The following is a 22,681-nucleotide window of genomic DNA, read 5'->3' as shown; positions in this document are numbered from 1 at the left end:
CATGCTGGAAAGAATGTTCGATCCGAATTCTGTAGCTGTTATCGGTGCTTCCAGAAAAGAAGGTAAAGTAGGAAGGGCCGTGCTTGAGAATCTCATGCAGAACAGCGAGCTTACAATAGTACCGATAAATCCCGGTGCCGATGAGATATTGGGATTGCCTTGTTATCCGAGTATAATGGATGTCCCGGATGATAAAAAGGTAGACCTTGCAGTAATTGTAGTTCCGGCAAAGTTCGTCCCTCAGGCGATCGATGAATGCGGCCAGGCAGGTGTCGGGAATGTCATAGTCATCTCTGCCGGTTTCAAAGAGGCTGGTGTGGAAGGTGCGCGTCTTGAGCGTGAATGCATTTCCCTCTGTGAGCAGTATGGTATCGATATGATCGGTCCTAACTGTCTTGGTATAATCGATACTGCATCCGGTCTCAATGCTTCCTTTGCAGCTAACATGGCTTATGAGGGTAACATTGCAATGATGTCACAGTCCGGTGCCATATGTACGGTCACATTGGACTGGGCAGAGCGCATAGGTGTGGGTTTCTCGAAGTTCATAAGTCTTGGTAACAAGGCCACACTTTCAGAGAACGATTTTCTAAAAATGTTCGAAGAGGATGATACCACCGCTGTCATAGCAGCCTATCTTGAAGGTGTCAAGGATGGACCGGAGTTCATTAAGATCGCACAGCGTGTTTCCCGTTCAAAACCTATCATCATTGTAAAATCAGGACGTACTTCTGTTGGTTCCAGAGCAGTGTCCTCACATACAGGTACACTTGCCGGTTCTGATGCTGCCTATAATGCAGGTTTTAAACAGGCTGGTGTTATCAGGGCAGATTCCCTTGAGGAAATGCTTGACCACAGTCGTGCTTTTTCTGTCTGTCCTTTACCGGAAGGAAGGAATATCGCAATAGTTACCAATGCAGGTGGTCTTGGTATACTGACCGCAGATGCATGTTACAATGCAGGACTTTCAATAGCCTCATTTGAGGAATCCACTGTAGAGCGCCTAAGGGAGAAATTACCTCCGGCAGCTAACTTCTATGATCCAGTGGACGTTCTTGGAGATGCCGGTGCAGATCTTTATGCGCATGCACTCGATGCCGTTCTTGACGATATCAATGTCAATGGTATCATTGTTCTTGTATCACCTCAATCCATGACCGATGTTCCGGGAATAGCTGAAACTGTCGCAAAGAAGATACAGCAGTCAAAGAAGCCTATTCTTTGTAACTTTGCAGGAGGCAGCAGGATAGCTGCAGGGGAAGACGTCCTCAACAGTTATGGTATACCAAATTATTCTTCTTCAGAAAGGGCAGTTGCAAGTATGAACGCTCTTTGTAACTACTTCACGATAAAGAAGCGCAAACAGGAAGAACCTGAAAAACTGAATTGTGATGTTAAGGCTGCTCGTTCTTTCATAGATACAGCATCAGAAGGAAAAAGAAGAACACATGGTCTTGAATCATTGGATATACTGAAGGCCTATGATATACCGGTGGTGGATTCAAGGATCGCCAAGACCCTTCCTGAGGCCATAAAGGCAGCAGATGACATGGGCTATCCGGTTGTCATGAAGATCCTGTCACCTGATATATCTCACAAGACCGATGTAGGCGGTATCCGCCTGAACCTGAAACATGCGGATGATATCGAACGTGCATATAATTCCATGATGTCCGATGTGAGACATTACATGCCCGATGCCACTGTCACAGGTGTGCAGCTCCAGAAGATGGTAAGTGGAGGTAAGGAGGTCATCATAGGAATGGACAGGGATCCGCAGTTCGGTCCTTTGCTCATGTTCGGTCTTGGAGGGACGTATGTTGAGTTCCTGAAGGATGTCTCATTTGCAGTTGCTCCAATAAGTGCATCAGAGGCAAGACACATGGTATCGTCGATAAAGACCTACCCTCTTATCGCAGGTGTTAGGGGAGAGGCATCATCTGATATTGATTCTATTATTCAGACACTGCTAAAGGTGTCGCAACTGGTCACGGATTTCCCGGAAATACTGGAATTCGAGATCAATCCTTTAATGGTCATGCCCGAAGGTCAGGGTTGTGTTGCAATGGATATCAGATTCACGCTGGATAGTTAAATGAGGATAAGGAGAGGATAGTATGGCTTCAATATTGATCAGTTCATCAGAAGAGTTCTCTGGTAAGAGTTCTATTTGTATGGGTCTGGGGAAGATATTCCAGGAAAACGGTCTGAAAGTAGGCTACATGAAACCTGTGGGTAATCTTCTCATAGATGTGCACGGTTCCCTCACAGATGAGGATTCAGAGGGTATCAAGAAATTACTTGGTATCGAGGACCCTGCAAAGTATATAACTCCAATTCATCTTACTGACAGTCTCATAGATGATGCTCTCAAAGGTGTTGAAAAGGACCTTGATGAGAGACTTCAGGAGGCTTATTCTGTAGTATCGAAGGATAAGGACATAATTTTCATAGAAGGCACAGGAGGTATCGGTGGCGGTTCCATGTATGGTCTCTCTGACCCTGAGATCGCTGGCAAGCTTGACACAAGGATGCTTCTTGTGACACGTTTCGATTCAATTTCCGCAGTTGACAGGATCCTTTGTGATATGCGTATAATCGGTAACAATGAAACTCTCACAGGTCTGATACTGAACGAGGTTCCGCTGAACATGGCTGACAGGGTCAACGATATCGTTGTTCCGTTCCTTGAGAAGAAGGGAATTAAGGTATTTGGCGTGATCTATGAGGATGATACTCTGCGCTCGGTATTTATTTCTGAGATAGTAGAGGACCTTCATGCAGAGGTTCTTGTGGCACCTGACAAACTTGACCAGCTTGTAGAACATTACCTGGTCGGTGCAATGGAGGTAGGTTCTGCGATCAAGTACTTCAGACGCCAGCCCAACAGTGTTGTTATAACAGGCGGTGACAGGGCAGATATTCAGATGGCTGCTATTGATTCCAGAGTAAAATGTCTCATACTGACAGGTAATATGCGTCCAAGTGGTGCTGTTCTTGCAAGTGCTGAAGAAGCTGCTATACCTGTGATCCTTGTCCGGGGAGATACCATGAACACCATCGAAAGGATGGAGAATCTCATAGGACATGCCCATATCAAACAGCAGGTAAAACTCGACCGTGTGGTAGAGCTTCTGAAGAACCATCTTGATATTCCTGCCATAGCAGAGAGCATTGGCGTTGAGATCAATGGCTGATCCCGGTCAGTAAAAAAGAAATGATCAATGAAGGAGTTTTATCTCCTTCCTTTTCCTTATTCGGATTCCAGTTCCCTGGTCCTTTCTGTCAACATGTCCACAACAGCAGGGTCCTGCAGTGTGGTAACATCACCAGGGTCCTTATTGTTGGCAATTGCTTTGAGAACTCTTCTCATTATCTTTCCGCTTCTTGTCTTTGGAAGATCATCTGAGAATATTATCTGTTTCGGGCGTGCAAAGGGACCAATGTTCTTATCCGCATAACCTCTGAGCTCTTTTTTGAGCTCTTCACTTTCTTCTGCACCGGTCTTAAGCGTTACATAGCAGTAGATTACCTCACCCCTGAGCTCATCTTCCTTTCCAACAACACCTGCCTCGGCAACAGATGGATGTGAGACCATGATGCTCTCGAATTCAGCACTACCGATACGGTGTCCAGCGACCTTGATCACATCGTCCACACGTCCGATTATCCAGAAATAGCCATCGTCATCCCTTTTGGCACCATCTCCTGCGAAGTATGTACGATTATCCCACTTGCTCCAGTATGTTTCGATGAAACGTTCCTCGTTTCCGAACACCGTACGTACCATGCTTGGCCAGGGTTCCAGTATTGCCAGGAATCCATCCTCTCCCGGAGCGGTCTCGTTCCCTTTTTCGTCAAGCACAGCTGCCTTGATGCCGGGGAAAGGCATGGTAGCACTTCCGGGTTTAGTGGTAGTTACTCCTGGAAGTGGTGATATCATTATCATTCCGGTCTCGGTCTGCCACCATGTATCAACTATGGGGCATTTTCCCATTCCTACGTTCTCATGATACCATTTCCATGCTTCAGGGTTGATAGGCTCTCCCACCGAACCCATGAGTCTCAATGATGATATGTCATGCATCTTCAGCCAGGATGTTCCCCATTTCATGAATGTCCTGATGGCTGTTGGTGCAGTGTAAAGTATCGTGACCTTATGTCTTTCAATAATGTCCCAGTATCTGTCCTTTTCAGGATAATCGGGGGCACCTTCATAGGTAAGAAGTGTGGCACCATTGGAAAGGGGTCCATAAACGATGTATGAGTGCCCTGTTATCCATCCGGCGTCTGCTGTACACCAATAGATATCGTCTTCCTTAAGGTCGAAGACGAACCTTGATGTGGTATTTGTGGCTACCATGTAACCTCCAGTGGTGTGGACGATTCCTTTGGGTTTGCCTGTGGTACCGCTGGTGTACATAAGGAACAGCATATCCTCTGAATCCATTATCTCTGGCTCGCATACAATATCAGAGCCATTCATGACATCGTGCCACCAGACATCTCTTCCTTCTTTCATGGAAATGTCATTATCACTGTTCTTCACAACAATGACCCTTTCCAAAAGCTCAATGGAGCTTATCCCGTCATCTACCTTGTTCTTCTGCTCGACGACCTTTCCTCTGCGGGCGTAACCATCACAGGTGATGAGAAGTCTGCTGTTGGCATTACTAATGCGAGTGGCAAGGGAATCTCCTGAGAATGCTGCAAAGACAACACTATGCGGTGCTCCGATACGGGCACATGCAAGCATTGATATAATGACCTCGGGGATCATCGGAAGATATATCGTAACGATATCTCCTTTCCTGATGCCCGAATCCTTCAGCACATTGGCCAGTTTGCATACCTCATCCAGAAGCTCCTGATAGGTATATTGACGAATGTCCCCATCCTCACTTTCCCATATCAGTGCTGCCTTATCTGCACGCGTATCAAGGTTAGCATCAAGACAGTTATAACATGCATTGAGCTTTCCACCGAGGAACCATTTAGAGTGAGGAGGCTCCCATTCCAGTACCTTGTCCCATTTTTTGTACCAGTAGATATTGTTAGCATTCTCCTCCCAGAAACCTTCGGGGTCTTCTTCAGCTCTCCTGTAAATGTCAGGGTCATTGACAACGGCATTCTCTGAGAAGTCTTCCGGTGGTCTGAAACCATCTATATCTTTTTTAGATCCTGTTCTTTCTCCCATAATAGCACCCACATGAACGAAAAAGTCTCTTTAATAACATTGTATCAATTTGTTTATATGGTTTGTTGTGTGGTCATGGATGTAACAGGGGACAGAACAGCACCCGGTTAAAATAGAAGAAAATAAACGAAAAGGTACAAAAAGAAAAAAGAATGGGTGCTATGACCCGTGTCTCTGAAAAGATGAAGATACCTATTTCTTCATCATTTCAAGGACATCACAGACCTTGTTGATAGTGTCAACTGCGGTCTTCATACCTTCTTCATCTTCAGCAGCAGGCTTCTTGAGTATACCGCCGAAGTGGCCTCCATCTCCTACGATTATCATTCCATGGATGTGCATCCATTCATGGATGGTCTGGATAGTCTTTTCCTGACCGCCATTCCTTGAACCACCAATGGCCATTGCTGCACCAAGTTTGTTGCTGAGCTTGAAACCCTGTCTTCTGTGAACGACACTCCTGTCACAGAGAGCTTTAAGCTGTGCTGTCATGGTGCCGAAGTAGACAGGTGAGGATACTACTATAGCATCTGCTTCCACGAGTTTGTCGTAGACCGGCTGCATGTCATCATCGATAACACATTTTTCTCCATCCTTTGCACATACGCCACATGCAGTACATGGTCCTATCTTTGATGATGAGAGGAAGACAGCATCTGTCTCAAAACCTCTTTTTTCTGCGATCTCAAGCATTTCCTTTATCAAAGTATCATTATTCTGGCCGACTTTAGGGCTTCCTGATATTCCGAGTATCTTCATATGATCACCTCTCTGGAATTGTGAGCAAGGGATATTAGTTTTTGGCTTCCGGACCTTCACGGAAAAGGTATAATAAGATTAGTTCGTTATGACAAAAAATTAAACTACGTATGTCATTTATACTCATATAGCCTTTATATATTGATCAATGGTCATTCAGGTTAAAGGAGCGGTGATGGAATTTTGACTACCAGGGACTATCTTACTATTGATGATTTTGATACTGACGGTAAAACCATACTTGTGCGAGTGGATCTGAACACCCCCATGGATCCGGACGATAATATTCTCGATGATATGAGAATAAGGAGCCATATACCTACCATAAAGGACCTTGATGATGCAAAGGTTGTACTTCTGGCCCATCAGAGCAGGGCAGGAAAGAACGACTTCACATCCATGAAGCCGCATTCTTTGCGTATGTCCCAGTACCTTGGTAAGGAAGTAAAATACATAGATGACATATTCGGCACACATGCCCGTAACTCTATCTCCGCAATGGAAAAAGGAGATGTCATACTGCTTGAGAATGTCAGGTTCTACTCCGAGGAAAGTCTGCAAAGATCAGCTTCTGATCATGCAGGCACACATATGGTACGTAAACTCTCTCCTTTGATCGATATCTTCCTGAACGATGCTTTTGCTGTTTCTCACAGAAGTCACCTTTCCATAATGGGTTTCACTGAGACCCTCCCTACCGGTGCCGGAAGGGTAATGGAGAAAGAGATAAGTTCCCTTGACAGAGGTATCAAGGGTGGTGAAAGACCATGTATCTTTGTTCTTGGAGGTGCAAAGGTCGATGATTCCCTTAAGGTTGCAGAGAACGTTCTGATCAACGGTGGCGCTGATAAGGTTCTTGTTACCGGTGTCGTTGCGAATGTAATGCTTGCAGCATCAGGTGTTGATATCGGAAAGACCAATCTGGATTTCATCGAGTCACAGGGATATACAGACCAGATCGAAAGAGGAAAACAAGTCCTTGAAAAGTTCAATGGCAAAATAGGTCTGCCAATTGACATTGCTTTCAACGATGGTGGTAAAAGGACCGAGGCACAGGTCAGTGAGCTACCCGGTGATGGTCTTCCTATAAATGACATTGGTCTTGAGACCATAGTAGCTTTTTCTGAAGAGATCAAGAATGCAAAGACCGTGGTCCTGAATGGTCCTGCAGGACTTTCTGAGATCAGTGATTTTGCACTTGGTACACATGAGATCATCAAGGCAGCAGTTGATTCAGAGTATTCGATCGCTGGTGGCGGACATATATCTGCTGAGGTCCGCAACCTTGGTTATGAGGACAAGTTCTCACACCTTAGTACAGGTGGCGGTGCATGTATCGACTACCTTGCAGGCGAGAAACTTCCTGGAATAGAGGCTCTTAAGATCGCAGCTACACGATACAGACTTAACAGATAAGTGACTAACTTCCTGTAAGGAATAACAGGAGTTAAGTCTATGAGCGAAGGGGTAAAACTACTTTCACATACCGAAGGTCAGGCGGCTGTTCAGCTCGCAAGGGATGCCATTGAGACATATCTGAGAACAGGTGAGATGCTGGATGGATCAGAGATCCAATTACCTGCGATATTCAATGAGGTTCGGGGGGTCTTTGTGACCCTGACAATGAATGGTGATCTCCGGGGTTGCATCGGTCATCCATATGCTGATTCTCATCTGAGAAATGCAATTGCTGATTCTGCTCTGTCAGCAGCTCTGAGAGACCCGCGTTTCCCTCCTGTGAGTGTCAGGGAGATAGAGGATATAACGATCGAGGTCACTATCCTGACAAGACCGGAGCTTATGGATGTCCCTCCAAAGGAACTTCCATCTTCCATCAAGATAGGACGACATGGTCTCATAGTTAAAAGCGGTTACAGACAGGGTCTTCTTCTGCCACAGGTAGCACCGGAGAATGACTTTGATGAGATAGAGTTCCTGAACCATACATGTATGAAGGCAGGATTACCATGTGATGCCTGGGCCGAAGGTGCGGAGGTATATGCCTTTGAAGGTCAGATCTTCTCCGAAAAAGAGCCAAATGGTGAGATCATTGAAAAGGACTTCAATGACAGGGAATGTTCAAGTGAGTAAGAACTCACTTCTTTTTTGTTTCGATATGTTTCAAAGATAGTTCTCAAGCACTTTGAGCATGCTCTCTATATCTCTCTCAAGGGCTTCGATCGACATTTCCATCATCAGATTAATAATGCCTTCGTCACCGAATGTCCTGAAATCGGTCTTAAGCCCAAGGACCGGAATTCCTTTTGCATAGGCATATCCCATCTCCCATGCGGTTCCTGAGTCCACATCGCTGCCACCATCCAGTACTGCAAGTACTATGTCGGAGCCATCAACACCACGAACATCGTTCTCAAAGATGTTTCTCTGCCTTTCTTCCATACGACTGGATCTTGTATCATTGCCATCTTCCTGTGGCAGGAATACTGAAAAACCCATTTCCACCAATCTATCCCTGAGCATTACGTTAAAATCCATCTCCGCCTGTGAGAATAGAGGTCCTGCTAAGTAGATCTGTTTTTTTCCATCCATTATTATTCCATCCATTGAATTAAGGGAGCTGTATATTGTCAGTCTGCTTAATAACAGTGTTGTAAGCGAAGTGAAAATAATATAAAAGGGATCATTCCTATGGTATCTCCTTTATCATCACTTGCCGGGAAACAAGCACCAGAGAACTATCATCTGGGGTCGGTCGGTATCTCAAAGGTGAACCTGCTACCTTTTCCTGGTTCACTATCTACCATGATATTGCCATTGTGAAGTTCCACGAACTTCTTTGTAAGGGCAAGACCGATCCCGGTACCGCTATACTTGCGGGCAACGGATCCATCTATCTGCACGAAGGGCTTGAATATCTTTCCGATCATCTCTTTTTCGATACCTATTCCTGTGTCCATGACCGAGACCTGCAACATGTTCCCATGTTCCTTTGTTTCCACGGTCACTGAACCACCTTCTGTTGTAAACTTAAGCGCATTGTCAAGCAGGTTGTGGATTATCTGGGTAAGTTTGTCTTCATCAGCATAGAACTTCTTAATAGAATCTTTTCTCTTAACAGTGAATTTGATGTTCTTCTTTGAAGCTCTCTGCGACATGATCTTAGTTCTCTCATTGATGAATGTGTCAAAAGAGAGCATTTTAAGAGTGATCCTGTCAGGATCATCTATCTCATACTTTGAAAAATCAAGGATACGATTGATCAGTTCCAGCAAACTGTTACCACTGTGGTGTATGTACCGCACGTAGTTCCTTTGGGAGTCACTTAATCCCTCACAGTCCTGATCAAGCAATACATCTGAGAATCCTATCACGGCTGTTAAAGGTGTCCTGAGCTCATGGGACATGTTCTTCATGAATTCGCTCTTGATGCGGTTCGCATCGTCGGCCATGATCTTGGAGTACAATAATGCCTCTTCAGCCTTTACTCTTGGGGTGATGTCTACCTGGGTACCAATGATGCGGTGAGGTTTCCCATTTTCACTGGTTCCAAAAGGCTTACCTTTAAGCGATATCCACAGCCATTCGCCGGAAAGATGTTCTATCCTGCAGTCAAGGTTAAAAGAGCTGTTAGTTTCTATGGCTTTAGAGAACTCTGATGCAACTATCTTCCTGTCATCCTGATGTATCCTGGCAAGATATAGTTCAATGTCATCGAACTGATGGTCAGGTCCCAGACCGATCATCTCATTCATCTGTGGGCTCTGGAACAGCATATTTGTATTGAGGTCCAGTTCCCAGAATCCCAGTCCGAATGTCTCCATTGCGAGTTCAAGCTTTCCTTCACTATCTATCAGGTTCTGTTCGGATAACTTACGGTCAGTGATATCCCAGTTAGTTCCTATGATCTTTAGAGGTTTGCCATTCCTGTCATGCTTAACTACCCAGTGAGCTTCAATGAACCGTACTTCACCGTCAGGACGTATAATACGGAATTCATTATCATGTTCTCTTTTCCCATTTATGGATCCTTCTATGGTCCTGTTGACCTCTTGAAGATCATCCGGATGGATCATGCTCTTCCAATGGTCGTGGGTTCCATGTGTTTCGCTCCATTCGGTGCCATATAATGCATGCATCTGCCTATCCCATATGATGGAATTCGTTCCAAGGTCCAGTTCCCATATACCTATTCCCGCAGATCTGGTTGCAATGGTCAGCCTCTGTGTTGCTGCATGAAGCATTTCCTCGGCAATTATCCTGTCTGTGATATCATTGTGTATACCAAGGTAGTGTTCATCTGAGAGTTTGATGGCATCAAATGACCAGTAGCCATGTGTCCCCTCTTTTCTAACAAAGGGCATTTCTGCAGAAAGACTGTTCTTTTCGATAAGTTCCTGGAAGAGCGATAGACAGTTATCTTTATCATCATCAGGTGACAGGTCCATAAGGTCCATGGATAATAATTCTTCACGGCTATATCCGGTGATCTGTGATGATGCAGGATTCACATCGACGTAATGACCATTTTTATCAATTACGAATATGCTGGTGGGTGAATTGTCCACATAGCTGCGGAATTTCCTTTCATTTTCCCTTAAAGCCTCTTCTGCTCTCTTTCGTTCCATTTCAGCAGCGGCACGTGCAGCAAAACTGTTGAGTATGGAATGGGTCCTTGTTGAATGTTCCATTGGCTTGTTATCAAGGATCAAGAGGAGTCCGATGTTCTTCCCGTCACTATCTTTTAAAGGAGTGCCCCAGTAGCTTTCAGCATTTATCTCTTTTAGCATCTCATCCTTAGGGAACAGTTCTTTGATACCCGAAGGATAGAAACAAGGTCCATTGTTAGTGACATTATGGCATGGCGTTCCATTGGTATCGTAACTGAAATTATCAACGTATTCCCCGTTGTTCCAGACAGCCATAGTACTTGCAATTGCAGATCCTTCAGGTTCTATACTTGCAAGTATTGCAACAGGTACTTTCTGGGAAACTGCAAGTTGTCGGACAATGATCCTGAATATATCCTCTCCTGGAGATACAGCGGTTTCAGCCATGGTCCTTAATGTGTCTTCGGCGTTCTTACGCTCCGTGATGTCAAGAGCCGTGAACGTTACCCCTGAATGGAGATCATTTGGGTCGATAGGGGTTGAAGATAATAATATGTCTATGATGGTACCATCCTTTTTCTCCCATCTTGTTTCAACTGTACCAGTTCCATCCTCTGCTATCTGCCTGTATTTCTCACTGCCAACATACTCGTATTCTTCATTACTGGGATACAATATTCTTGAGCTTGAACCTATGAGTTCCTCTGGCTCATACCCGGTCATTTCGCAGATCTTTGAATTAACTTCTGTAAGAATGCGGTTCGAGACCACACCAATACCCACAGGTGCAGCCTTGAAAATACTTTTCATTCTTTTCTCGCTTAGCTGAAGTTCCATTTTTGCATGCTTTTGTGCAAGTGCCAGAGCTATGCTGTCTGCAAGACGCTCAATAAGATCTATCCGCTTTTTTGAGAACATACCTTTGCGGTGATCGTTGAGCTGTATAAGTCCGAATATTTCCCGATCGGCATGTAACGGAATGAGTGCTACTGATTCGTATCCTTCACCATTGCAGCGGTTACGTGTGCGTACCTGTCTGTCCTCTTCGCAGGTATTTGCCAGTAGCTCCGATGTGGAATTCGTCCAGAAACTTCCTTTCCGGGTAAAAAATGTTCGTTGGTCGTCTATGCGTCCACATATAACGTTCCCGCACATACATTCAAGGACAGGGTTACCGGTATCATCCCTGGATATCTGGTCATTTATGTCCTTTATACAAAGTGAGTTCTCCATCTCTACAAAAGCTTCAGGGAAACCTTCTGTCTGGTAATATGGATAGTCATCTCCTTGCTTCAATCTGATACCAACTGCCTCGCAGTCAGACCAGCTTTTTAATAGTTCTATTACAGACCTGATCATGTCATGAAGGTCGTTCGAGCGATTAAAAAGGTCAAGAAGTTCGATAGTGATCTCTCTTTCGGAATCATCTGTTCCATTCTCTTCCGTTGTACCTGACCACTTCCCTGATGTGGTCCTCTCCACGGGACATGCTGTCCCCTGTTCCTTTCTCAGGTGGTCTGAGCTTACCTGAGGCTCACATCCATCTTCCATAGGTTCACATCTGGTATGCTGTTGCTTTCATATTCGTAAAAGTAGCTACTCTGTTCTATATTTTTATGATCTGCATCTCTGTTCTTATCTGTGATCAGTACAATTGTTTAGTATCTATTCTTTAGTTTTTGTGCATTAATGATATTTATATATGCAGTGACTATAGAATTTAATACATATGAACTATTAATTTTGAATGTATATGAATGACCCTTAATTAGAGTTCTCTGATATTGAAATACATATAAAAAAAGGCAATTTTGCAGTTGGTATTGTATTCAGCACCCTATACAGGGATCTGGTATGGTCGTTTTTGATAAAAAAAGGATATGTTCATTCGTCCTGCAGAGAATTCCTGTTCCCAATATCAATATTTGTATTGTCCATTATCTCCAGTAATTTTCCATAGATATTTTCAAGTTCCAGCATCTGACCGTAGTAAGCTTTTATGACCTCAAGATCATCTTCTATGCTTCCTGGTCCTTTTTGCTCATATTCCCTGATGATACCGGGGAGTATCTTCTTTGTAAGGGGGAAAATACTCTCATATCTCATTCGAAGCATTTGTGTACTGAGGGATATGAGGTCCTTCTCAAGGATAAAGAATACCTTTTTGGACCCGGGCCTTGTGAACCGCTTCAGTATGTGGTATTGTGAAAGTTTCTTCATGGCCGTGCTGATGGCAGAAAGGCTGTAACCCGTTTCAACTGAGATCTCTTCAAGTGACATCTCCTCGGTCTCGAAGAAAAGGAAAGCAAGTATCTTTGATGATATCTCATCGAATCCCATTGCTTTGAGGTTCTGTGTCAGAAGTTCTGTGAACTCATCCTTCGCACTTTCAGGATACTCCTGGGAAACTGATCTTCTATTGCACAGCAGACATGGAGAGGGGAAACTATGGTGCTCAGCTTTGCCGATCCTGTCGTCACCCGGACGGACCGGTCGTATGTTAGCTGTTAACTTTTCCTTTTTCCCGTCTGTATCCATACTTTAACCTCATACATCAGTTCCGTGCCGGACAGATGTTCAACCAATATACTTTCTTTGGATATAATATCCTGTATGGTTGCAGCAGTCGTATAGGGTGACCTGTTCATTCCTTGTTTATGGTCTTCCAGGTATAATTCAGCCCGGATCCCATTCTGATAAGTGAGGCTACAAGTATTGCTTCCTGTATCTCTTCATCAGATATGCCGGCATCCTTTGCGTATCCTGAATTTGTGATAAAACATGTGTCACAGCCAACCGCAACAGCACTTGCAATAGCAAGCAGCTTCTTTGTCCTTCTGTCAATTGCCCCGTCTTCCATAATAGCTTTTTTCATTGCAGAGAAACCGATCCTTCGGTCGATCTCTTCCATTTTATCCGGGTCATTCATTATTTTGCCTCCTCTACATTTACAAGATATCCTTCTCCACGGGGTGATATCTGATATGCAAGTGGTTCGCTGTTCTCTATCCTGTCAACATACAGGGCATTTTCCAGCATTTCCACATGGAATTTCACCAGAGAGCTATTGAGGCTGATCTCTTCTCCTATCTCTTCCAGGCTCAGTGATCCTCCGTACAGGAGCTTCAATATCTTTCTGCGGATCGGGTTCTGCATTGTCCTCAAACCTATTGCATGGTCCTCAGTGGGATTTGCCTTGAGCCTGCCCTCTTTTTCCAGTTTGCTCATCCACTCGTGTTTTTTTCTCATATCTTCTTCACTCATGTTGTCACCTGCTATGTTCCAGTACAAATATGCTATATTCAGTATTTACTGAAAATAGCAAAATAGATTGTGCATATTTTGTATTTTAGACTTATGGTCAATAAATGACAGCAGTTCCAGAGACACACGTACAGGACACCAGAAACTGGCAAATCCTTTTATCCTACGAACAATAACAATTAACAGGGGTTGCGTATGTCACGATTATTGATAGGTCTGAGGATCTGGTGGATCTTTGTTGTTTTTATAGTGATAGTCCTTCTGGTGCTATTCTCAGCAAACTATCTTGGTGTGAGGCCCACTGTGGCAGGTTCCGGTGTGGAGGGGATCGATCTCCCATCCGGTTTTGTCATTGATGTGTACGCTGATGACCTTGGAAGTACCCTGCTCTCATTCGGAGGTCCGTCTCCTGGTCCGCGCATGATGATGATCAAAGATGGACTGCTTTTCGTATCTATTCCTAACAAAGGTCTTGTTGCCATTCTTCCTGACAGGGACGGGGACAATGTGGCTGATGAGGTGCAGGTATTCATATCTGATCTGGATTATCCTCATGGCATCGACTATTATGATGGATGGTTCTACATTGCAGAGGAAAGCAGAGTGATCAGAGTCAGGGATGATGATGGGGACCTTGTGGCAGACGATGAAAGTCTGGAAGTTATCATCGATAAGCTTCCAACAGGCGGGCATTACACAAGGACAGTGAAGATACATGATGGAGAGCTTTACCTGAGTGTTGGTTCTTCCTGTAACGTATGCTATGAATCGAACGAGATGAGGGCAGCTATATCAAAAAGTGACCTTGACGGGAGTAACCTCACAGTATTTGCAAAAGGTCTTCGTAATTCAGTGGGATTGGCATTCCACCCTGTCACAGGTGAGCTATATGCTACAGAGAACGGCAGGGACTGGCTTGGCGATGACCTGCCACCGGATGAGGTAAATCTCATAACAGAAGGCGGCGACTATGGATGGCCAACGTGTTATGGTCAGAACATCTATGACACGGACTTCAATAACAGTGAATACACAGGCGATCCCTGCAATGATACAGGGAAGATCCCGAGCTTTGTTGATCTCCAGGCCCATTCAGCTCCACTGGGACTTACATTCTACGATGGTGAAACTTTCCCTCAAGAGTATCAAGATGATCTCTTTGTTTGTTTCCACGGTTCATGGAACCGTCAGGACCCTACCGGTTACAAGGTGGTCAGTATAGACATGGATACCCGTGAGGTAAGTGACTTTGCAACAGGCTGGCTCGGAGCTGCTACCATAAGCGGCAGACCAGTTGATGTGATAGTTGCAGATGATGGTTCACTACTTGTCAGCGATGACAATGCGGGGAAGATATACAGGATATACTATGCAGGATGATCAATGTCCGGCACGGCTGAGGTAAGTAAAATATAAGAGCTCAATGCTCTTACTAATATCAATTCATATCACAGACCAACAATTATTGTCATTCAGGGGTTATAACATCAGCATACACAACATCGATTCGGACATAGACTTCGTTGAGGACATGACGCAGGGTAGCTATTTCTCCCTGTTATATGAGAACACTGAAGAGTTCGTTGACATAGTGGCAGCTTTCTTTGAAGCAGGATTCAGGAACAACGAGTGCTGTCTGTGGGGTGTTTCCGGCCAGCTTGATCAGGACAGCGCAAAGGAAATGTTGAAAGGCGCAGGTCTTGATGTTGAAAAATATCTGGATAATGGTCAGCTCATGCTCACAGCCTGTAACGAGTGCTATATTGCAGGTGAGGGTGCGGTCTCTGAAATGGACCTCAATAAATGGGAAGAGCTTTACAACATTGCAATAGCAGAAGGCTACAAGGGACTGAGGATAGTCGATAAGTTCACCATTGTGGGTGATGATGCCTGGGACAGGTTCGTTGAATACGAAAAGAAGGCAATGGACCTGATAAAGATGAAAGGTATCGTTGCTATATTCGCTTTCCTGCTGGAAGCACGAACCCGCTCGGAGATAATAGATATCATCGGAATGCACGACGGTACTATCATACAGCAGAATGGCAGATGGACCCTGCTCCAGAGCTCTTCCTCATGTAAGACCATACAGAAAGAGACACATTTAACGGATGATATGCTCGAGAACGTGTGGACCGGTGTCTGGGTGGTAGATAAGAATGACAATGTGGTCTACTTCAACAAGGGAATGGAATCCATTTCAGGATTGGACCGGTCAGGAGTTATAGGAAAGAAACTGGCAAGTTTCATCCCTCATCACAAGGACGAAGGTGAGCTTGGATTTGTCGATATCTTCCAGATAGCAAAAGATAGTCTCAGGTCAAGGAACTATGACATCTTCCCCTTCGTCAAACCGGACGGGCAGTTCATTTACCACAGTGGATTCCTGCTTCCACTTACTGATGATGAAGGTAATTACGGGGGTATGCTTGGGACCATCGGTAAACTGTTGGAGCAGAAGGTAGATCACAGGACATTGAAGGACAAGTTCAAGTCCATCGAGAAACAGGAAGATATCTACAGGAAAAGTCCGGTTGTAGCTTTCCTGTGGAGCGCAGAAGAAGACTGGCCCGTGGTCTTCGTATCAGAGAACATAGCACAGTTCGGCTATGCTCCAGATGATCTCACATCCGGGAACATGAAATACAGGGATATGATCCATCCCGATGACCTTGAACATGTGAAGAACGATGTGTTCCAGCTTGAGGTTGAGGGGAAGATGTTCTTCTCCAAGGAGTACCGTATCCTCACTAAATCAGGGGAAGTTCGCTGGGTGACCGAAAGGTCCCATCTGATCAGGGATGAGAGTGGTGGTCCTGCTTATTATCAGGGCATTGTGATCGACATCACAGACAGGAAAAAAGCCGAAGAAGCTGCTCTGGAATCTGAAGCCAAATATCGCATGATCTTTGAGAATTCCCCTTTCGGTGTATTCCACTTCGATGAGAAAGGTATCATTACCCATTGTAATGAAAAGTTCCTGGAAATAATGCAACTCAAGAGAAAAGAGGATGTAATAGGCTTCAATATTATTGCCTCGATCGTAGATGAGGACATGAAAAAAGCTGTTTCTGATGTTTTCTCAAGGAAGGTCGGTCACTTTGAAGGAGCATACCACACAGTTACGACCGATATCACGATCAACATCAAAGCGGATTATAGTCCAAATATTGCAGAAGATGGTACATTCCTTGGTGGAATTGGGGTCTTTGAGGATATCTCCGAGCGTAAACTTGCTGAAGATAAACTGCAAAAAAGTGAAGCTCTTCTTAATGAGGTTAGCAGGATAGCCAAAATAGGAGGTTGGGAATTTGATGCTGCTACTGGTAAGGGAACATGGACGCCTGAAATTGCAACGATCCATGAATTAGATCCTTCAACTCCTACTGATGTTGAATTGGGATTGAGTTTCTACACACCGGATTCAAGGGAGCGTATTGAAAAGGCTGTCAATGAAGCCGTAGAAAAAGGTGTATCTTACGACCTTGAACTGGAAATGATCACAGCCAAAGGTACGCACAAATGGGTTAGAACAATTGGAAATCCAATGATCGAAGATGGTAAGGTCGTGACCGTCACTGGAGCATTACAGGATATCACAGAACGGAAAATGGCCGAAGAAGCTGTTCATGAGGCTGAGAAGAAGTACCGCCTTATCTTTGAGAATTCACCTCTTGGTATCTTCCATTTCAATTCCAATGGTATCGTGACCCATTGCAATGAGAAGTTTCTGCATATAATAGGTCTGAAGAAGAAAGAGGATGTCATTGGCTTTGACATGGTTGCCGGAATAAAGGACAAACTCATGAGGAAGGCTGTGGATGATGTTCTTTCCCGAAAGGTAGGCCATTTTGAAGGAAGATATCATACAGTGATAAGCGGTAAGGATGTCTATCTCAAGGCAGATTACAGTCCTAATATTGGTGATGATGGTTCCTTCCTCGGTGGTATTGGTATCTTTGGTGATATCTCTGTGCGGAAAAAGGCAGAGGAGGCCCTGCGACTTGACGAATCACGCCTTGAGGCCCTCTGGAAGATCAACCAGATGTCGGATATCTCGTTAAAGGAGATAGCCGATTTCGTACAGGAAGAAGCGGTCAGGCTCACTCAGAGCAAGATAGGTTATGTTGCTTTCCTGAACGATGATGGTGAGACACTTACTGTTTACTCCTGGTCGAAGAACATCATGAAAGAGTGCAGGGTCAAGGGTAAGAAACTGGAGTATTCTCTTGCCGGTACAGGTGTCTGGGGAGAAGCTGTAAGGCAGGGAAAAGCTATCATTGTCAATGATTTCCAGGCTCCAAATCCGTTGAAACATGGTTATCCGGAAGGCCATATAACGATACAGCGCTACATGGGCATCCCGATAGTCGATGGCAAGAAAATAGTGGGGGATGCCGGTGTTGCGAACAAGGAAGAGGAATACAATGATGCTGACGTCAGGCAATTGACCTTGTTCATGGAAGGCATGTGGAGGATGATCCAGCGCAAGAGAGCAGAGGATAAGCTGCGTGAGTATGCGGATGAACTTTCAAGAGCAAACGATGAGCTTTCAGCAGCTAACGAAGAACTGAAATCCCTTGATAAGATGAAGGATGATTTCCTGTCCAATGTGAGCCATGAGTTCAAAACACCACTTACATCTATACAGGGTTACAGCCAGTTGGTGGCAGATGAGACCCTGGGTCCTGTGAACGAACAGCAAAAGAAGGCAGTAGACACCGTGATCCGTAACTCTGAGAGGCTTCGCAGACTTGTGGACTCGCTGCTGTATCTAAGCAGGGCGCAGTCCGGTAAGCTGAACTACTCGTTCGACAATATAGATATACAGGATGTTATCAGTAATTCCATTCAGGACCTCATACTTCAGGCAGAGAGCAAGGGTATTGAGCTTGTTAAGGATATTCAGGGTGAGCTACCGTTATTGTATGCTGACCGCGATAAGATGATGGATGTCTTTGTCAATCTAATAGACAATGCTGTGAAATTCACACCTCAGGACGGTAAAGTAACGATCTCAGCTCATACTTCCGAAGGTTCCATGTACCTGAAAGTTTCAGATACGGGGATCGGCATCCCGGAAGACAAGATCCCAAAACTTTTCGAGAGGTTCTATCAGGTTGATTCCTCGGAAAAAAGACGATATGGAGGTACCGGGCTTGGTCTTTATATCTGTAAAAAGATAGTCGAGGATCATAAAGGGGACATTCATGTCACAAGTGAAGAAGGTAAAGGAACAACGATACACATCCGTCTGCCTTTACAGCAGCATTCTGTTCCTGATTGATCGTCAATGGCTATTTATTTGTAATTCCTTTTAGTATAGGGTATATCAGGATACTGACCGTTCCGGGATCAATATAAGGTCAGTGAACATCCTTTACTCCTTATATCTGCTAATCATGGTGAAATAATGAAAGTGATAATCATAGGTGGTTTTCTTGGTAGTGGAAAGACGACTACTTTAAGGAACCTTGGTAAACATCTGATCGATAAGGGACATAAGATAGCCATAATCGTAAATGAGGTTGGAGAGGTTGGAGTGGATGGTGAGACCATCTCAAGTAGCGGTCTTGTCACAAAAGAACTCACCAGTGGCTGTATATGCTGTTCACTTAAGGTCAGCATGGAATTCACCCTTCAGACCATTATCGAGGATTATGAACCGGATGTTGTTATAATCGAACCCACAGGTATCGCTTTCCCTCTGCAGATCAAGGAACATATCGAGCTTATGGATCTGGGAGAAGTGTCTTTCTCACCTGTTGTATCTATTGTGGATGCAAGCAGGTTCGGTGTTGAATGGGAGCAGATACCAAAGTTCATTGAGAACCAGATAAAGGAGTCTGAGATCGTCTGTATCAATAAGATAGATCTAGTGGACAGGGAAACCATAGCTTCCTCAACGCAGAAAGTACTGGAGATAAATCCGGATGCGATCGTTGTTGAGTTCTCTGCAAAGAACGCTGATGAGAAGTTTGAAAGGTTCATGGACCTGCTCACGGGTGAAAGTGAGATTCACCAGGAACGTGAGGATCTCAATTCAATGGAAGTGTCAGGTGTTGGCACGTATGCAGGTGAGTATTCCATACAGGCAGAGGACATTCATCCTGATAAGGTCACAACGATGCTGGTGAATCTTTTGATGGACATCAAAGATAAGGTAAAACAGTTGAATCCTGATTTTATAGGTCATATTAAGTTCAGTTTCAAGTTCAAGGAAGGTCTTATAAAGGGAAGTCTGACCTCTTCTGAAGGTGAACCTGTCATTGAGATCCTTGATGAGTTCGGTGATGGTGAGGAGCACCTCAAATTCCTGAGTGCTGTGACAAAGGTCCCTAAAGAGGAACTTGTAGATATCGTGGATGGCAGTATTCAGGAGACACTGGAAAAGGAAGGTGTCTCTTTTGAGAAGATAAGTTCAGAGGTTCATGATGAACCAAATATCATAACTCTTGAGCTATGATCGTACACTAATTTCATGACAGGAACTGCTTCTATGTTCCTGCCATCATCTTTTCTATCTTAATGACTAAATATCATTGAAGCATTTCTCTTTTTATGATACAGAATGCTGAACTCGATGTGATCGGACCACTTGCAAAGACCATTCTTGTAGCTGCAAGGACCGCACCAAAAGGAAAAGGTGTCGATGATATCGTTACATATCTTCTTCATGATGATGAAAGAATGCAGCTTGCGGATAAAATGGAAGAGCTCAGTGATATCAAGGGCATGAAGTTCCTGATGCGTGATGCAAAGAATGTAAGGGATGCAGATAGCCTTGTGCTTATCGGACTGAAGTCTTCAGGTGTGAGTTCACTTAATTGTGGTGCATGTGGTTTTGAGACCTGCAAGGAAATGATAGAACACAAGAAGGTAAAGGTTGAGTTCACAGGTCCTCATTGTATGATCAAATACATGGACCTTGGAATTGCTGTTGGCTCTGCAGCTGCAAAGGCAAAGGATCTGTGTGTGGACAACAGGGTGTTGTACTCAGCTGGTGCTGCTGCATGTTACTATGATATGATAGATGCAGATGTTGCAATGGCAATTCCCTTGAGTGTAAAGGGCAAGAACATCTTCTTTGACAGGCCATCCACTAGGTGAATGGCCGTCAGACCGTCTACGAGGTAGGCGATCGTTAGGATATCTGTAAAAAAGCGGTGTTATTTATAACAACTGTAAAAGATCTCTCTTTTAAGGTCAATTATGTAAAAGAACACTGATAATCATTATCAGTGTTCAATTGGGGGTTTGGGGGGGTGGTACTATTGAAAAATAGTCCTCGGCTTCAGGACGGCCTGTTCCTATAAAAGTCCTTGCATTTCAAATAAAATTTAAATACTCCAATGACAGGTAATGTTGAGGCTTATATTTTGGAAGAAGTGATGGGGACCTAGGTCTTGTGGTTCGGTATGCAATATCTCTGCTTATCTGAATTTAGATAAATTATCTATTTTTGCCTTTAGAACAATCCTTATAAATCCTTATGCCGTTGTATCTAGTATTGCAAAAAGAACATCAGTGGGGATAAGTTCTATGGCAAAAGCATGCATAACTAAGGAGCCGCAAGGCCTTGCTTTCTTTGAAAAGTATCTGACCGTTTGGGTGATCCTCTGTATCGTTGCGGGGATCCTTCTGGGTAGGTTCGCACCAGGGGTTGCACTATACCTTGACAGCCTGTCAATATATGTGGATGAAGCACCAGTGGTTTCTATTCCTATAGCCATCTGTCTCTTTTTCATGATGTATCCGATCATGGTGAAGATAGACTTTGGTGAAGTGCTCAAAGCAGGACAGAACCTGAAGCCAGTAGGGCTTACACTGTTCATCAACTGGGCTATCAAGCCGTTCACCATGTATCTTATTTCGATATTCTTCCTGGGAACTTTGTTTCTCGGGTTCATTGGTCCTGAAGCAACAGATCTTGTGAAGATGCCATTCGGACTCGACCTTCCTGTTGGCGCGAGCTATGGTGAAGGTACTGTTGTGCTTCAGGATGGTGTTAAAATGCTTGAGATCCCTCTATGGAGGAGTTATCTTGCAGGCTGTATCCTTCTGGGTATTGCTCCATGTACTGCAATGGTACTTGTATGGGGTTTCCTTGCACGTGGAAATGACTGCCATACGCTTGTGATGGTCGCTATCAATTCACTGACAATGCTCTTCCTTTACGGTCCTCTGGGAGGTTTCCTGCTAGGGGTTGGAAAGCTTCCTGTGCCCTGGCAGGCACTGGCCTTGTCAATAGGGATATATGTTGCACTTCCGCTTGCAGCAGGTTATATTTCCAGGAAGATGATAATCAGGACGAAAGGTGAGGAATGGTTCAATACGAGTTTTGTCCATCTGCTGACACCAGTGACCATTACAGCACTTCTTGTCACACTGATACTGCTATTCAGTTTCAAGGGTGAGACGATACTCTCACAGCCATTGACCATACTGTGGATCGCTGTTCCACTTTTCATCCAGACTGTGTTCATCTTCACTCTTGGATATGTGCTTGCAAAGCTCCTGAAACTAAGCTATAAGGATGCTGCTCCTTCTGCAATGATCGGAGCATCGAACCATTTCGAGGTGGCTATCGCCACATCTACAATACTGTTCGGGCTTTCATCAGGTGCTGCTCTTGCAACTGTTGTGGGTGTTCTTATCGAGGTGCCTGTGATGCTGATGCTTGTGAGAGTATGTCTGAGAACAGAGGGATGGTTCAGCTGACCCTCCTTTTCCTTTTTTGGATATGGCCAGGTTCTGTATTATAGGCATCTATATATTGAATTAAGTACATCAACTCTTCAACATTAGCTATATATTTTAATTACTGTCAAAAATGTATAATTAGAATGATGGCGTACTGGTATGTAAGGGGTGCTCAGGGTATTTCACATAA

General features: G+C 44.4%; 16 protein-coding genes. 9 read left to right on the top strand and 7 right to left on the bottom strand.

Going from position 1 to position 22,681, the window contains the following annotated elements:
- The first annotated feature begins 1 nt into the window (after window position 1).
- Window positions 2-2,095: an acetate--CoA ligase family protein gene (locus BM008_RS12890; RefSeq protein WP_091937667.1), complete on the top strand. Its 2,094-nt coding sequence runs from the start codon at window positions 2-4 to the stop codon at window positions 2,093-2,095.
- 22 nt (window positions 2,096-2,117) lie between these two features.
- Entirely contained in the window at window positions 2,118-3,197 is a 1,080-nt protein-coding gene (locus BM008_RS12885) for a phosphotransacetylase family protein (RefSeq protein WP_091937666.1), read from the top strand.
- Window positions 3,198-3,253: 56 nt separating this feature from the next.
- On the opposite strand, the gene acs is transcribed toward BM008_RS12885, so the two are convergent.
- Together acs and BM008_RS12875 are read right to left on the bottom strand one after the other, a co-directional pair.
- The gene (gene acs / locus BM008_RS12880; RefSeq protein WP_091937665.1) at window positions 3,254-5,197 is read right to left on the bottom strand and encodes an acetate--CoA ligase; all 1,944 of its coding nucleotides are present in this window, start codon (window positions 5,195-5,197) and stop codon (window positions 3,254-3,256) included.
- Window positions 5,198-5,389: 192 nt separating this feature from the next.
- Window positions 5,390-5,956, bottom strand: coding sequence for a flavodoxin family protein (locus BM008_RS12875; protein WP_091937664.1), 567 nt, complete (start codon window positions 5,954-5,956; stop codon window positions 5,390-5,392).
- Between the two features lie 183 nt (window positions 5,957-6,139).
- Here BM008_RS12875 and BM008_RS12870 point away from each other — a divergent pair, with 183 nt between their 5' ends.
- Complete coding sequence (locus BM008_RS12870) at window positions 6,140-7,372, top strand: phosphoglycerate kinase (protein ID WP_091937663.1); 1,233 nt, start codon at window positions 6,140-6,142, stop codon at window positions 7,370-7,372.
- A 39-nt stretch (window positions 7,373-7,411) separates the two neighbouring features.
- Window positions 7,412-8,047, top strand: a complete 636-nt coding sequence (locus tag BM008_RS12865; RefSeq protein WP_091937662.1) for a TIGR00296 family protein — start codon at window positions 7,412-7,414, stop codon at window positions 8,045-8,047.
- Window positions 8,048-8,077: 30 nt separating this feature from the next.
- Here the strand turns inward: BM008_RS12865 and BM008_RS12860 are convergent, their stop codons facing one another.
- The 5 genes from BM008_RS12860 to BM008_RS12840 form a co-directional block, all read right to left on the bottom strand.
- A complete protein-coding gene (locus tag BM008_RS12860; RefSeq protein ID WP_091937661.1) occupies window positions 8,078-8,506 on the bottom strand; it encodes a nucleoside 2-deoxyribosyltransferase in 429 nt (142 codons plus the stop codon).
- 149 nt (window positions 8,507-8,655) lie between these two features.
- Window positions 8,656-12,075, bottom strand: coding sequence for a PAS domain S-box protein (locus BM008_RS12855; protein WP_091937660.1), 3,420 nt, complete (start codon window positions 12,073-12,075; stop codon window positions 8,656-8,658).
- A gap of 333 nt (window positions 12,076-12,408) precedes the next feature.
- Window positions 12,409-13,062, bottom strand: coding sequence for a GbsR/MarR family transcriptional regulator (locus tag BM008_RS12850; RefSeq protein WP_091937658.1), 654 nt, complete (start codon window positions 13,060-13,062; stop codon window positions 12,409-12,411).
- A gap of 106 nt (window positions 13,063-13,168) precedes the next feature.
- Window positions 13,169-13,453 (bottom strand): carboxymuconolactone decarboxylase family protein, encoded by a 285-nt coding sequence (locus BM008_RS12845; protein ID WP_245748043.1) that lies wholly within the window; start codon window positions 13,451-13,453, stop codon window positions 13,169-13,171.
- Entirely contained in the window at window positions 13,453-13,788 is a 336-nt protein-coding gene (locus BM008_RS12840) for a winged helix-turn-helix domain-containing protein (protein WP_091937656.1), read from the bottom strand. Before BM008_RS12840 ends, BM008_RS12845 begins: the two co-directional genes overlap by 1 nt.
- Window positions 13,789-13,983: 195 nt before the next feature.
- Between BM008_RS12840 and BM008_RS12835 the strand changes: the two genes are divergently transcribed.
- The 5 genes from BM008_RS12835 (at window position 13,984) to arsB (ending at window position 22,509) form a co-directional block, all read left to right on the top strand.
- Entirely contained in the window at window positions 13,984-15,168 is a 1,185-nt protein-coding gene (locus BM008_RS12835) for a PQQ-dependent sugar dehydrogenase (RefSeq protein WP_091937654.1), read from the top strand.
- Between the two features lie 85 nt (window positions 15,169-15,253).
- Entirely contained in the window at window positions 15,254-19,075 is a 3,822-nt protein-coding gene (locus tag BM008_RS12830; RefSeq protein WP_177188068.1) for a PAS domain S-box protein, read from the top strand.
- A 126-nt stretch (window positions 19,076-19,201) separates the two neighbouring features.
- On the top strand, window positions 19,202-20,254 hold the full coding sequence (locus BM008_RS12825; protein WP_091937650.1) for a GTP-binding protein: 1,053 nt from the start codon (window positions 19,202-19,204) through the stop codon (window positions 20,252-20,254).
- Between the two features lie 95 nt (window positions 20,255-20,349).
- The gene (locus BM008_RS12820) at window positions 20,350-20,898 is read left to right on the top strand and encodes a ferredoxin domain-containing protein (RefSeq protein ID WP_091937648.1); all 549 of its coding nucleotides are present in this window, start codon (window positions 20,350-20,352) and stop codon (window positions 20,896-20,898) included.
- A gap of 432 nt (window positions 20,899-21,330) precedes the next feature.
- Window positions 21,331-22,509, top strand: coding sequence for an ACR3 family arsenite efflux transporter (arsB, locus tag BM008_RS12815; RefSeq protein WP_091937646.1), 1,179 nt, complete (start codon window positions 21,331-21,333; stop codon window positions 22,507-22,509).
- Window positions 22,510-22,681 lie beyond the last annotated feature (172 nt).

Source organism: Methanolobus profundi (assembly GCF_900114835.1).
GTDB lineage: Archaea > Halobacteriota > Methanosarcinia > Methanosarcinales > Methanosarcinaceae > Methanolobus > Methanolobus profundi.
The sequence above is the reverse complement of the archived record's forward strand: the minus strand, read 5'-3'. Positions and strand labels throughout refer to the sequence as shown.